This window comes from Microbacterium panaciterrae (genome assembly GCF_039541635.1).
In the GTDB taxonomy this organism is placed as follows: Bacteria; Actinomycetota; Actinomycetes; order Actinomycetales; family Microbacteriaceae; genus Microbacterium; species Microbacterium panaciterrae.
Genome location: NZ_BAABGP010000004.1, coordinates 121,848 through 134,845, shown reverse-complemented (window position 1 = coordinate 134,845; position 12,998 = coordinate 121,848). Strand labels below are relative to the sequence as shown.

The 12,998-nt window shown below is 71.4% G+C and carries 12 protein-coding genes; all 12 read left to right on the top strand.

The genetic code is table 11. The features are described from left to right. Window positions 1-2 precede the first annotated feature (2 nt). The 12 genes from ABD882_RS03005 to ABD882_RS02950 all read left to right on the top strand — a co-directional run bounded on the left by ABD882_RS03005 (window position 3) and on the right by ABD882_RS02950 (window position 12,996). Window positions 3-1,739 carry a nitrite/sulfite reductase gene (locus tag ABD882_RS03005; protein ID WP_345184206.1) on the top strand — a complete coding sequence of 579 codons (1,737 nt, stop codon included), beginning with the start codon at window positions 3-5 and terminating at the stop codon, window positions 1,737-1,739. Continuing rightward, entirely contained in the window at window positions 1,736-2,476 is a 741-nt protein-coding gene (locus ABD882_RS03000) for a phosphoadenylyl-sulfate reductase (RefSeq protein ID WP_345184204.1), read from the top strand. Before ABD882_RS03005 ends, ABD882_RS03000 begins: the two co-directional genes overlap by 4 nt. Beyond that, window positions 2,473-3,411 carry a sulfate adenylyltransferase subunit CysD gene (gene cysD, locus ABD882_RS02995; protein WP_345184202.1) on the top strand — a complete coding sequence of 313 codons (939 nt, stop codon included), beginning with the start codon at window positions 2,473-2,475 and terminating at the stop codon, window positions 3,409-3,411. Before ABD882_RS03000 ends, cysD begins: the two co-directional genes overlap by 4 nt. After that, window positions 3,411-4,736, top strand: a complete 1,326-nt coding sequence (locus tag ABD882_RS02990) for a sulfate adenylyltransferase subunit 1 (RefSeq protein WP_345184200.1) — start codon at window positions 3,411-3,413, stop codon at window positions 4,734-4,736. Before cysD ends, ABD882_RS02990 begins: the two co-directional genes overlap by 1 nt. A gap of 107 nt (window positions 4,737-4,843) precedes the next feature. Then, window positions 4,844-5,905, top strand: a complete 1,062-nt coding sequence (locus tag ABD882_RS02985; protein WP_425563314.1) for an ABC transporter substrate-binding protein — start codon at window positions 4,844-4,846, stop codon at window positions 5,903-5,905. Next, the gene (locus ABD882_RS02980) at window positions 5,902-6,702 is read left to right on the top strand and encodes an ABC transporter ATP-binding protein (RefSeq protein WP_345184198.1); all 801 of its coding nucleotides are present in this window, start codon (window positions 5,902-5,904) and stop codon (window positions 6,700-6,702) included. Before ABD882_RS02985 ends, ABD882_RS02980 begins: the two co-directional genes overlap by 4 nt. Beyond that, window positions 6,692-7,684: an ABC transporter permease gene (locus tag ABD882_RS02975; protein ID WP_345184196.1), complete on the top strand. Its 993-nt coding sequence runs from the start codon at window positions 6,692-6,694 to the stop codon at window positions 7,682-7,684. The genes ABD882_RS02980 and ABD882_RS02975 overlap by 11 nt, the downstream gene beginning before the upstream one ends. Beyond that, on the top strand, window positions 7,684-8,643 hold the full coding sequence (gene cobA / locus ABD882_RS02970; protein WP_345184193.1) for a uroporphyrinogen-III C-methyltransferase: 960 nt from the start codon (window positions 7,684-7,686) through the stop codon (window positions 8,641-8,643). The genes ABD882_RS02975 and cobA overlap by 1 nt, the downstream gene beginning before the upstream one ends. Next, the gene (locus ABD882_RS02965; protein ID WP_345184191.1) at window positions 8,640-10,094 is read left to right on the top strand and encodes an FAD-dependent oxidoreductase; all 1,455 of its coding nucleotides are present in this window, start codon (window positions 8,640-8,642) and stop codon (window positions 10,092-10,094) included. The genes cobA and ABD882_RS02965 overlap by 4 nt, the downstream gene beginning before the upstream one ends. Next, window positions 10,091-10,420, top strand: a complete 330-nt coding sequence (gene fdxA / locus ABD882_RS02960) for a ferredoxin (RefSeq protein WP_345184189.1) — start codon at window positions 10,091-10,093, stop codon at window positions 10,418-10,420. The genes ABD882_RS02965 and fdxA overlap by 4 nt, the downstream gene beginning before the upstream one ends. Further along, complete coding sequence (locus tag ABD882_RS02955; protein WP_345184187.1) at window positions 10,413-11,357, top strand: NAD(P)/FAD-dependent oxidoreductase; 945 nt, start codon at window positions 10,413-10,415, stop codon at window positions 11,355-11,357. The genes fdxA and ABD882_RS02955 overlap by 8 nt, the downstream gene beginning before the upstream one ends. Window positions 11,358-11,580: 223 nt before the next feature. After that, window positions 11,581-12,996, top strand: coding sequence for an MFS transporter (locus ABD882_RS02950; protein ID WP_345184185.1), 1,416 nt, complete (start codon window positions 11,581-11,583; stop codon window positions 12,994-12,996). Window positions 12,997-12,998: the final 2 nt, after the last annotated feature.

Below are 12,998 nucleotides of genomic sequence, written 5' to 3'. Positions count from 1 at the left end.
GCATGTCTCCGGATCCGATCGTGGCGCCGTCCGCCGCTCCCGTGCGCGGTGCGCGCACCCGCACCGCCCGCGTGCCCACCAAGCCGCACGGCCAGTGGGCCGTCGACGGCACGGCTCCGCTGAATGGCAACGAGGAGTGGAAGCTCGCCGACAACGGGCTCAACGTGCGCGAGCGGATCGAGCAGGTCTACGCCCAGGGCGGTTTCGCCTCGATCGACCCCACCGATCTGCACGGCCGGTTCCGCTGGTGGGGCCTGTACACGCAGCGCAAGCCCGGGATCGACGGCGGCCGCACCGCGCAGCTCGAGCCGCACGAGCTCGAGGACGAGTACTTCATGCTGCGCGTCCGCGTCGACGGCGGCCAGCTCACGACCGAGCAGCTGCGCGTGATCGGCGGGATCTCGACGGACTTCGCGCGGGACACCGCCGACCTCACCGACCGGCAGAACATCCAGCTGCACTGGGTGGGCATCGAGGACGTGCCGGAGATCTGGCGCCGCCTGGAGAGCGTCGGCCTCAGCACGACCGAGGCGTGCGGCGACGTGCCGCGCGTGATCCTGGGATCCCCGGTCGCCGGGATCGCGGCGGACGAGATCATCGATCCGACCCCCCAGATCCGCGAGATCTCCGAGCGCTACATCGGCGACGAGACGCTCGCGAACCTCCCCCGCAAGTACAAGACGGCGATCACCGGGCACCCCAGCCAGGACGTCGTGCACGAGATCAACGACTGCGCGTTCGTCGCGGTCACCCACCCCGAGCTCGGCATCGGCTACGACCTGTGGGTCGGCGGCGCGCTTTCGACCGTGCCCCGCCTCGGCGAGCGTCTCGGCGTGTTCGTGAGCCCGGATCGCGTGACCGAGGTGTGGCTCGGCGTCACGAAGATCTTCCGCGACTACGGCTACCGGCGCCTGCGCAACAAGGCCCGGCTGAAGTTCCTGCTCGCCGACTGGGGCACGGAGCGCTTCCGCGCCGTGCTCGAGGGCGAGTACCTGGACGCTCCGCTGCCTGACGGTCCCCCGGCTCCGAAGCCGGTCGGAAACGGCGACCACGTGGGCGTGCACCGCCAGAAGGACGGCCTGTTCTACGTCGGTGCCGCGGCGGCCGTCGGACGCGTGTCCGGCACGACGCTGACCGCGCTCGCCGACCTCGCCGAGGCGCACGGATCCTCCCGGATCCGCACCACGCCGTACCAGAAGCTGCTCGTGCTGGATGTCGCGGAGGACCGCGTCGAGCCGCTCATCACCGGCCTCTCGACGCTCGGCCTCGAGGCGCGCCCGAGCCTGTTCCGCCGCGGCACGATCGCCTGCACGGGCATCGAGTTCTGCAAGCTCGCGATCGTGGAGACCAAGGTCAACGCGGCCATCGCGATCGAGCAGCTCGAGCAGCGCCTGGGTGCGCTCGAGCCCGAGATCGGCCGTCCGATCTCGCTGCACGTGAACGGCTGCCCGAACTCGTGCGCCCGCATCCAGACCGCCGACATCGGCCTGAAGGGCCAGCTCGTCATGATCGACGGCGAGCAGGTGCCCGGCTATCAGGTGCACCTCGGCGGAGGGCTGGCGAACTCCGACCGCGCCGAGGCCGGCCTCGGCCGCACCGTGCGCGGCCTGAAGGTGCCGGCCGACGGGATCGCGGACTACGCCGAGCGTGTGATCCGCCGCTACCTCGCCGACCGGATCCACCCGGACGAGACGTTCGCGACTTGGGCGCACCGTGCCGATGAGGAGGCGCTGGTATGAGCATCGCCCTGGACCTGCGTCCCGCCCGCCGCTCGCTCGACGAGCTGCGGGCCCTGGCCGAGCGGGGAGCTGCCGAGCTGCGCAGCGGATCCGCCGACGAGGCCTCCCCCGCCGAGGTCGCCGCGTGGGTCGCCGCGAACGTCTCGCCGCGTCTCGCCGCTGTCGCGTGCTCGATGGCCGACGCCGCGCTGCCGCACCTCGTGGCCGAGGCGATCCCCGGCGTCGATGTGCTGTTCCTCGACACCGGCTACCACTTCCTGGAGACGACGTTCACCCGCGACGAGGTCGCCCGGACGCTGGACGTGCGGATCGTCGACGTGAAGCCGGCGCAGACGGTGCGGGAGCAGGACGCCGCATTCGGCAAGGATCTGTTCGCCCGGGATCCTGCCCTCTGCTGCGAGATGCGCAAGGTCGCCCCGCTGCAGCAGGCGCTCGGCGGCTACGAGGTCTGGTTCACCGGCGTGCGTCGGGACGAGGCCCCCACCCGTGCGAACACCCCGCTGATCGCGTTCGACGAGCGCAACGGGCTCATCAAGGTGAACCCCGTCGCGAGCTGGTCGTTCGACGACCTCATCGACTACGCCACCGCGCACGAGGTCGTGGTGAACCCGCTGGTCGCGAACGGGTATCCCTCGATCGGCTGCGCTCCCTGCACCAAGCCCGTCGCCGCGGGCGAAGACCCCCGCTCCGGCCGCTGGGCCGGACTCGCCAAGACCGAATGCGGACTCCACGTATGAGCATCATCGACACCCTGCCCGCGCCCGCGCCGGCCGACGCCGGCTCCCTCACGGGCCTCGACCTGCTCGAGGCCGAGGCGATCCACATCATCCGCGAGGTCGTCGCCGAGTTCGAGCGCCCCGTGCTGCTGTTCTCCGGCGGCAAGGACTCCGTGCTCGTGCTGCACCTCGCCGCGCGCGCGTTCGCCCCGGGACGGATCCCGTTCCCCGTGCTGCACGTCGACACCGGACACAACTTCGCCGAGGTGATCCGGTTCCGCGACGAGACCGTGGCGCGCCTCGGCCTCACGCTCGAGGTCGCGAAGGTGCAGGACTACCTCGACGACGGCCGCCTGGCCGAGCGTCCGGACGGCACCCGCAACGTGCTGCAGACCCAGCCGCTGCTCGACGCGATCGCCGCGGGCAAGCACGACGCCGTGTTCGGCGGCGCCCGCCGCGACGAGGACAAGGCCCGCGCGAAGGAGCGCATCATCTCGCTGCGCGACGAGTTCGGGCAGTGGGATCCGCGCAACCAGCGCCCCGAGCTGTGGAGCCTGTACAACGGCCGGCACACCCCGGGCAAGCACGTGCGCGCGTTCCCGATCTCGAACTGGACCGAGCTGGATGTGTGGCGCTACATCGCTCGCGAGCGGATCGCGCTGCCGCCGCTGTACCTGGCGCACGAGCGCGAGGTGTTCCGCCGCGACGGGATGTGGTGGGCCGTGAACGAGCATGCCCAGCCCCGCGAGGGCGAGCAGGTCGAGCGCCGTGTGGTCCGCTACCGCACGGTCGGCGACGCCAGCTGCACCGGCGCCGTCGAGTCGGGTGCCGCGACGGTGGACCAGGTGGTCGCCGAGGTCGCCCGCTCCACCGTGACCGAGCGCGGCGCCACCCGCGCCGACGACCGGATCAGCGAGGCCGCCATGGAAGACCGCAAGAAGAACGGATACTTCTGATGAGCACGATCGAGACCGCCCCGGCGCTGCTCTCCGACACGACGCTGTTCCGGTTCGCGACGGCCGGATCCGTCGACGACGGCAAGTCGACGCTGGTCGGGCGGCTGCTGCACGACGCGAAGGCGATCCTCGCCGATCAGCTCGAGCAGGTCGCGCGCACCTCCGCCGACCGCGGCTTCGCGCACGGCGAGTTCGACTTCGCGCTGCTCACCGACGGCCTGCGCGCCGAGCGCGAGCAGGGCATCACGATCGACGTCGCCTACCGCTACTTCGCCACCGACGCGCGCAGTTTCATCCTCGCCGACTGCCCCGGACACGTGCAGTACACCCGCAACATGGTCACTGGATCCGCGACCGCCGACGCCGTGGTCGTGCTCATCGACGCACGCAAGGGCGTCGTCGAGCAGACCCGCCGCCACCTCGCCGTCGTGTCGCTGCTGCGGGTGCCGCACGTGATCATCGCGGTGAACAAGATCGACCTCACCGGCTTCGACGAGCAGCGTTACCGGGCCGTCGAGGACCAGGCGCTCGCCGTCGCCGCCGAGCTCGGCCTCGCCAGCGTCCACGTCATCCCGGTGTCGGCGCTCGAGGGCGACAACATCGTGGATCGCTCCGACCGCACGGCCTGGTTCGACGGCCCGACTCTCCGCGAACTGCTCGAGACGCTGCCCGCCCGGGTGGCCGAGGAGGGCGCCGCGTTCCGACTTCCGGTGCAGACCGTGATCCGTCCGCAGGGCGGCGTCTCCGCGCTCATCGACGAGGCCGAGGCCGCCGAGCTGCGCGACTACCGCGGCTTCGCCGGGCGCGTGTCGAGCGGATCCCTGCGGGTCGGCGACCGTGTGCAAGTGTTCCCCGGCGGGCACGAGACGACCGTCACCGGGATCCGCGTCGCGGGCCGGATCGCGCAGGCCGCACACACCGCGCAGTCGATCGCGGTCACGCTCGCCGACGAGGTGGATGCGGCCCGCGGGTCGCTCATCGCCGCCGCCGGCACCGTTCCGGAAGGACACCAGGAGGCCGAGGTCGAGATCTTCCAGCTCGACGTCCGCCCGATCTCACCCGGCGCCCGCGTGCTCGCCAAGCACGGCACCGCGACCGTGCAGGCCATCGTCACCGACGTGCTCTCCCGTCGCGACCTGGACACCCTCGCCCTCGAAGACGCCGCCGAGCTGGCGGTGAACGAGATCGGACGCGTGCGGATCCGCTTCGCCGCCGCGCTCCCGCTGGAGCCGTACGCCGACGACCGAGAGGGCGGCGCCCTGCTGCTCATCCACCCGGTCGACGGCGCGACCCTCGCCGCCGCCACCGTCGTCACCCCCGCCTGACCCCCGATCCCTGAGCTCCAGATCCGACCCCTGAGCCCCACCCCGGTCCCTGAGCCTGTCGAAGGGACCCGCCCCGCACCCACCCAAGAACGCCTAAGGAGGCGACAGTGAACAGCAAGACCCGCATCAGCACGGCCCTCACCTCTCTCGGACTCGCGATGGCGATGCTCGCCGGCTGCGCCTCCGCATCCGCGGCGACGACCGAGAAGGTCGCCACCCTGCACCTCGGCTATTTCGCCACCGTCACGCACGCGCCTGCCCTGGTCGGCATCGAGAAAGGCCTGATCCAGAAGGATCTCGGCACGACGAAGCTGCAGACCGAGGTGTTCAACGCCGGTCCCGCCGCGGTCGAGGCGCTCTCCGCCGGCGCCATCGACGCCGCGTACATCGGCCCGAATCCGGCGATCAACACGTTCATCAAGTCGGGAGGCGCCTCGGTCCGCGTGATCGCCGGTGCCACCTCGGGCGGCGCGGCGCTGGTCGTGCGCGACGGCATCACCTCCGCGTCCGACCTCAAGGGCAAGACGCTCGCCTCCCCGCAGCTCGGCAACACGCAGGACGTGGCGCTGCGCACCTGGCTGACCTCGAAGGGCCTGAAGACGAACGTCTCGGGCGGCGGTGACGTGAAGATCACGCCGACGGACAACGCGCAGACGCTCACGCTCTTCAAGAACGGGCAGCTCGACGGCGCCTGGGTCCCCGAGCCGTGGGCGTCGCGCCTGGTCGTCGAGGCCGGCGCGCACGTCCTCGTAGACGAGCGCGACCTGTGGCCCGGCGGGAAGTTCCCGACCACCGTGCTGCTCGTGCGCACGGACTTCGCCGATCAGCATCCCGACGCCGTGAAGGCGCTGCTCGCCGGCCACCTCGACTCCCTCGACTGGATCAAGAGCCACCAGAGCGAGCTCCCCGGCGTCGTCAACGCCGCGCTGAAGTCGGCGACAGGCAAGGCCCTGGCCGACGACGTGCTGACGCGGTCGCTGAGCACCGTGTCGTTCTCGGCCGATCCAAACGCCGCGGCCTTCCAGACCCTCGTGAAGAACGGCGTCACCGCCGGCACGCAGACGAAGGGCTCGATCGCCGGCCTGTTCGACCTCGCCGCGGTGAACGCCGCGCTGAAGGAGCGGGGCGAGAAGGCCGCCGACGACGGCGGGCTGGGAACGAAGAAATGACCATCCCGCTCGCGCCGAGCTTCGACGGGCTCGCGCCGATCCTGCCCGCGCCGGATCCGGTCGATCCCGTCGTGCGTCTCGCGCACGTCTCGAAGCGGTACGGATCCGGTCCGGTGGTGCTCGACGACGTGTCGCTCGACATCGTGCCCGGCGAGTTCGTCTGCCTGCTCGGCGCGAGCGGATGCGGCAAGTCCACCCTGCTGAACCTGATCGCGGGGCTCGAACCCCTCACGGCCGGCACGATCACGACTCCGCCGGAGGGCGCCGCCGTGATGTTCCAGGATGCCGCGCTCATGCCATGGCTGAGCGCGCGGCGCAACGTCGAGCTCGCCCTGCGTCTGCGCGGAGTGCCGCGGGCCGAACGCCGCGCCGAGGCGCTGCGCCTGCTCGGGATCGTGAACCTCGCCGACGCCGCGGACAAGCGCCCGCACGAGCTCTCCGGGGGCATGCGGCAGCGCGTCGCCCTGGCCCGCGCGCTGGCGCAGGACCGGCCGGTGCTGCTGATGGACGAGCCGTTCGCCGCGCTCGACGCGATCACCCGCGACCTGCTGCACGAGGTGCTGGAGAACGTGTGGCGCGAGACCGGCCGCACGATCGTGTTCGTCACGCACAACGTGCGCGAGGCCGCCCGCCTCGGCCAGCGCGTGGTGCTGCTGTCCAGCCGCCCCGGCCGGATCGCGCGCGAGTGGCGCGTCGCACGCACCCGCGGACGCCGGATCGAGTCCCCCGAAGTGTCTGCCCTGGCGACCGAGATCACCGTCGAGCTGCGAAAGGAGATCCGCCGCAATGCCGATTGAATCCGACGCCCGCTCCCCCGCACTCCCGGGGTCGTTGAGCGAGGACGCCGCAGGCGACCGAGACGAAACGCCGCACCCTCGAGAGAACGCTTCGTCTCGCCTCCTCCCGACTCGCCAGGACGACGAGCTCGCCCGCCTCGAGGCCGGACTCGATCGCCTGCAGACCGAGGATCTCGGATCCGGATCCCGCACCCGCGAGCGCCTGCGCGCGATCCTGCCCCCGATCGCGCTGCTGATCCTGCTGATCGCCGCGTGGCAGCTCTACATCGTGATCGCGCATCCGCGGCCGGACATCATCCCCGGCCCGGTGCAGGTCGTCGCGTCGCTCGGTGACGCCTGGCAGTCCGGCCGACTGCAGGAGGCGGTGCTGACCAGCCTCGAACGCGGGCTGATCGGCTTCGCGATCGCCGTGGTCGTGGGCACTCCGATCGGACTTCTGCTGGCCGAGTGGCGCCCGCTCCGCCGGGCCGCCGGCCCACTGATCGCCGGTCTGCAGGTGCTGCCGAGCGTGGCGTGGGTGCCGGCGGCGATCATCTGGTTCGGCCTGTCCGACGCGACCGCCTACTTCGTGATCCTGATGGGCGCGATCCCGTCGATCGTGAACGGGCTGCTCGCCGGCGTGGATCAGGTGCCCCCGCAGCTGCGCCGGGTCGGCACCGTGCTGGGCGCGAACCGCTGGCAGTCCGCCACCGCGATCGTGCTGCCCGCCGCCCTGCCCGGCTACCTCGCGGGGATCAAGCAGGGCTGGGCGTTCTCGTGGCGGTCGCTCATGGCCGCGGAGATCATCACCACCGGCGGCACCATCGGCTTCGGACTCGGAACGCTGCTGGACCAGTCCCGGCAGCTGGCGGACCTGCCCGGAGTGCTCGCCACGATCATCCTGATCCTGGCGATCGGGATCCTGATCGAACTGGCCCTGTTCGGCCCGCTCGAGCGACTCGTGCTGCGCCGTCGCGGGCTTCTGCTCGGAGGAGGATCCTGATGACCACCGCGTACGGAACCGTCACCCTCGTCGGCGCGGGCCCGGGAGATGCCGGCCTGCTCACTCTGCGGGGCCTCCGCACCCTCGAGGCCGCCGACGTGATCGTCGCGGACCGGCTCGGCGCCCGCGCCGTGCTCGACCAGCTCGCCGCAGATGGCGTGGAACTGCACGCCGAGGTGATCGACGTCGGCAAGCTGCCCGGCCACCACCCGGTGCCGCAGGACGAGATCAACGCCCTGCTGGTGCGGCACGCGCGCGCGGGCCGCGCCGTGGTGCGCCTGAAGGGCGGGGATCCGTTCGTGCTCGGCCGGGGCCGCGAGGAGTCGCTGTACTGCGAGGCCGAGGGCATCGCAGTACGCGTCGTGCCCGGCATCACCAGCGCGATCTCCGTGCCGGCCGTCGCGGGAATCCCGCTCACCCATCGCGGCGTCGCGACCGCGTTCACCGTCGCGAGCGCGCACGATCCGATCGAGCAGCTGCCCGGCGGATCCGACCACACCGTCGTCCTGCTCATGGGCATCGGCACGCTAGGCCATACCGCGGGGATCCTCGCCCGCGGAGCCCGTGGAGCCGACTGCCCCGTCGCGATCATCGAGGACGGATACGGATCCGGCGAGCGCGTCACGATCGGCACCCTCGGCACGATCGCCGCCCTCGCCGCGACCCGCCAGGTGCGCAACCCGGCGGTCGTCGTGGTCGGCGACGTGGTGCGCCTCAGCCCGCATGCGTCCCCGACCCGCGCCGCCTCCCAGATCCGCGAGACCCAGATCCGCGCCTCCGAGATCCGCGAGACTTCAACTCCGCGGCGAGACAGCAGCAATGTGCTGCAGTCTCGCCGCCCAGATGAAGTCTCGCGGTCAGACGTGGCCGCAGCGGGGCGTCCCGTGCTCACCGCCGTCCGACCCGACCGAACCCGATCCGACCGAACCCGATCCGACCGAAAGACCCTGCAGCCGTGACCGATTCCTCCTCCCCCGCCCGGATCCTGACCCCGACGGTCCGCGTCGCCATCGTCGGCGCCGGGCCCGCGGGCATCTACGCCGGCAACATCCTGTCGAACGCCATCGCCGCGCGCGACGGAGTCACGGCTGTCGAGATCGACCTGTTCGAGTCACTTCCCGCGCCCTACGGACTGATCCGCTACGGCGTCGCCCCCGACCACCCCCGCATCAAGGGCATCGTGAACTCGCTGCACGAGATGCTCGACGCGCCCTCCGACGCTCAGGGCCTCGACGCCGAGCGCCGCGTGATCCGCTTCCTCGGCAACATCGAGATCGGCCGCGACGTGTCGATCGACGAGCTGCACGCCCGCTACCACGCCGTGATCCTCGCGACCGGGGCGATCCGCGACGCCGCCCTCGACATCCCCGGCGTCGACCTGCCCGGATCCCACGGCGCCGCCGACTTCGTCTCCTGGTTCGACGGGCACCCCGACGTGCCGCGCACCTGGCCCCTCCACGACGAGCGGGTCGCGGTGATCGGCAACGGCAACGTCGCCCTCGACGTGGCGCGGATCCTCGCCAAGCTGCCCGAGAACCTGCGCAGCACCGAGGTGCCCGACAACGTGCTCGCCGGGCTCGAGGCCTCCGCCGTCACCGACGTGCACGTGTTCGGCCGTCGCGGCCCCGCCGACATCAAGTTCACCCCGATCGAGCTGCGTGAGTTGGGCGAGGTCCCCGGAGTCGACATCATCCTCGACGACGCCGACTTCGAGGGCGTGGATCCGGCCACCGCCCCGAACAACCAGCTGAAGATCATGCTGCGCACGCTGAACGCCTGGCGCGACCGCCCCGAGAACCGCGGCGAGAGCACCGGCGCGCGCCGTCGGCTGCACCTGCACTTCTGGCACGCTCCCGTCGAGATCACGGGCACGGATCGCGTCGAGTCGCTCCGTTTCGAGCGCACGGCGCCGAACCCGGACGGATCCGTCTCCGGCACCGGCGAATTCCGCGAGTACCCGGTCTCGGCCGTCTACCGCGCGGTCGGGTACTTCGGCTCGCCGATCGTCGACGTGCCGTTCGACGCCCGGCGCGGCGTCGTGCCGAACGAGGGCGGCCGCGTCGACGGCCGGCCCGGCCTCTACGCCACCGGCTGGATCAAGCGCGGCCCGGTGGGCCTGATCGGGCACACCAAGTCCGACGCGACCGAGACGATCGCGCACCTCGTGGCCGACCTCGACGCGGGTCTGCTCGCCGAGCCTGTGGAGACCGCCGACATCCTCGACCTCCTCGCCGAGCGCGAGGTCGAGGTGACCACGTGGGACGGCTGGCTCGCGCTCGATGCGCACGAACGCGGCCTGGGCGCCGCGCACGCGCACACCCGCGAGCGGGTCAAGGTCGTGCCGCGCGAGGAACAGGTCGAGATCTCGCGCAGCGCGATCCTCGCCGACAGCGGAGCGTCCGCCCGATGACCTATGTGATCGCTCTTCCCTGTGTCGATGTGAAGGATCGTGCCTGCATCGACGAGTGCCCGGTGGACTGCATCTACGAGGGCGAGCGCTCGTTGTACATCCACCCGGACGAGTGCGTGGACTGCGGGGCGTGCGAACCGGTGTGCCCGGTCGAGGCGATCTACTACGAGGACGACCTGCCCGAGGAATGGGCCGACTATTACAAAGCGAACGTGGAGTTCTTCGACGAGATCGGATCCCCCGGCGGGGCCGCCAAGGTCGGCGTCTACCCGTTCGACCACCCGATCATCGCCGCTCTCCCGCCCCAGGGCGACGGACATGACTGAGGCCGCTGAGCCTGTCGACGGACCGTACGACGTGCTCATCATCGGCGGCGGGCCGGCCGGGCTCTCCGCCGCGCTGAACCTCGCCCGCTCGCTCGCGCGCGTGCTCATCGTCGACGCCGACCGTCCGCGCAACGCCGCGACCCTCGTCTCGCACGGCTTCCTCACCCGCGACGGGATCCCCCCGAACGAGCTGCGACGGATCGCCCGGGGCGAGCTCGCCGCGTATCCGAACGTCACCATCCGCACCCGGGAGCGCGTGTTCTCCCTCGAGTCCGACGGATCCGGCTTCGTCGCCGGCATCGGCCGCCGCGCGCCCGAGACGCGGATCACGGCACATCGGGTGCTACTCGCCACCGGGCTGCGCGAGACGCTCCCGGACGTGCCGAACCTGCGCGGCTTCTATGGGGTCAGCCTGTTCAGCTGCGCGGCCTGCGACGCCTGGGAACTGCAGGGCCGCCCGCTCGCACTCATCGGAGAGACGCCGGATCTGGCCGCCCGCGCCCGGCTCATCTCCCGCTGGACGCGAGAGCTCACGGTCTTCACGCACGGCGCCGACGTCATCGACGCAGCGGAAGAGGCGGAGCTCGCCGCCGCCGGCGTGGCCGTCGAGCGCAGCCCGATCCGCGAGCTGCACGGCGAACGCGGTGCGCTCACCGGCATCCGCCTCGCCGACGGATCCGAGCACGCGCTCGACGGCGGCTTCGTGCGCCCGCGGTGGGAGACCGACCTCTCGTTCCTGCCCGCGCTCTCACCCGACCTCGACGCGCACGGCCACCTCGCCGCCGACCGGTCCGGACGCACCAGCGTCGCCGGCCTCTACGCCGCCGGCGACGTCGCCTCGCCCGGTCCGCAGCAGCTCATCGTGGCCGCAGGCGCGGGGGCCAGGGTGGCCGCCGTGATGATCCATGACACGATCGGCGTCGCGACCGCGCACTGACCCCGGGACCGGCCCCTCGGATCCCGTTCTCGTGGTTCGGGTCGCATCCGCGAGACTGCATCCGGGCGGCGAGACTGCAGCACATTGCCGCTGTCTCGCGGCCCAGTTGAAGTCTCGCGGGAAAGAACAGCCCTACCGGGGGGAGGGATCCGGACCGCGCACCCGGGCTCGCGTACCGGCGCGCCGCTACCCGTCGTTCACCCGCACCCGCGAGACTTCCTGCATGAGCAACGGCGATCATCCCGAACCGCAGGCGACCGCGAACAGCGGAGCCGTAGCGGTGGTGGGCCTGGGGTTGCGCGGTGACGAGCCGGCGCCGAAGAAGCAGATCTACTCCTGGGCGCTGTGGGACTGGGCGACGCAGCCGTTCCACTCCGTCATCCTGACCTTCATCTTCACCGCGCTTTACCTCACGACCCCCGCGTTCCTGTCGCCGGAACTGGCGAACCTGGCCGCGACCGATCCGGCGCGGGTCGCCGGAATCGCCGAGCTGACGAGCGGCCTCGGACTCGGTGGCACGATCGCCGGCCTCGCGATCCTGCTCCTCGCGCCCGTCCTCGGCCAGCGTGCGGACGCCGCCGGGCGCCAGAAGCTGTGGCTCGGGATCGGGACCGGCGCGCTGATCCTGTGCATGCTCGGGCTGTGGTTCGTCACGCCGACGCCCGCGCTGTTCTGGCTGGGGGTCGCCCTGATCTCCGCCGGCGTCGTGTTCAGCGAGATCGCCTCGGTGAACTCGAACGCGATGCTCATCTCGATCGCGAGTCCGAAGACGGTCGGACGGATCTCGGGACTCGGCTGGGGCTTCGGCTATCTGGGCGGCATCGTCGCCCTGGTCCTGGTGATCGTGTTCAATCAGGCGCACTGGTTCGGGCTCTCGGAGGACGGCGGACTGCCGTTCCGCATCATCGCGATCGGCTGCGCACTGTGGGCGGTCGTGTTCTCGATCCCGATCTTCCTGAACGTGCCGGAGCCGTCGTTGGGCCGGGCGGATCGGAAGGTGGGCTTCTTCGCCTCGTACGTCCTGCTCGTGAAGGACGTCATCGGCCTGTATCGGAACCCCAGCACTCGCACCACGTTCTGGTTCCTCGTCGCGAGCGCCGTATTCCGCGACGGCCTGGGCGCCGTCTTCACGTTCGGCGCCGTCATCGCCAGCACGGTCTTCGGCTTCACGTTCATCGAGCTCGTGATCTTCGGCGTCGCGGCGAACCTCATCGCCGGGGTGTCCACGATCTTCGCCGGGCGTCTCGACGACCGCTGGGGCCCGAAACGGCTGATCATCATCTCGCTCGCCTGCATGTGCGTCGCGGGCACCGCGGTGTTCGCCCTGGTCGACACCGGGCGGATCGCCTACTGGATCGGCGGCCTGATCCTGTGCGCGTTCGTCGGACCGGCGCAGTCCGCGGGACGGTCGTTCCTGGCCCGGGTCACGCCCGCCGGCCGAGAGGGCGAGATCTTCGGCCTCTACGCCACGACCGGGCGTGCGGCGAGCTGGATCGCCCAGGGCGCCTGGACAGTGCTCATCATCCTGACCGGCAACACGAAGTTCGGGATCCTGGGGATCGTCGTGGTGCTGCTGGCGGGGCTGCTGCTGCTCCTGCCGGTGAAGGAGGCGCGACGGGGCGGGCACCCCGCGCGCTGATC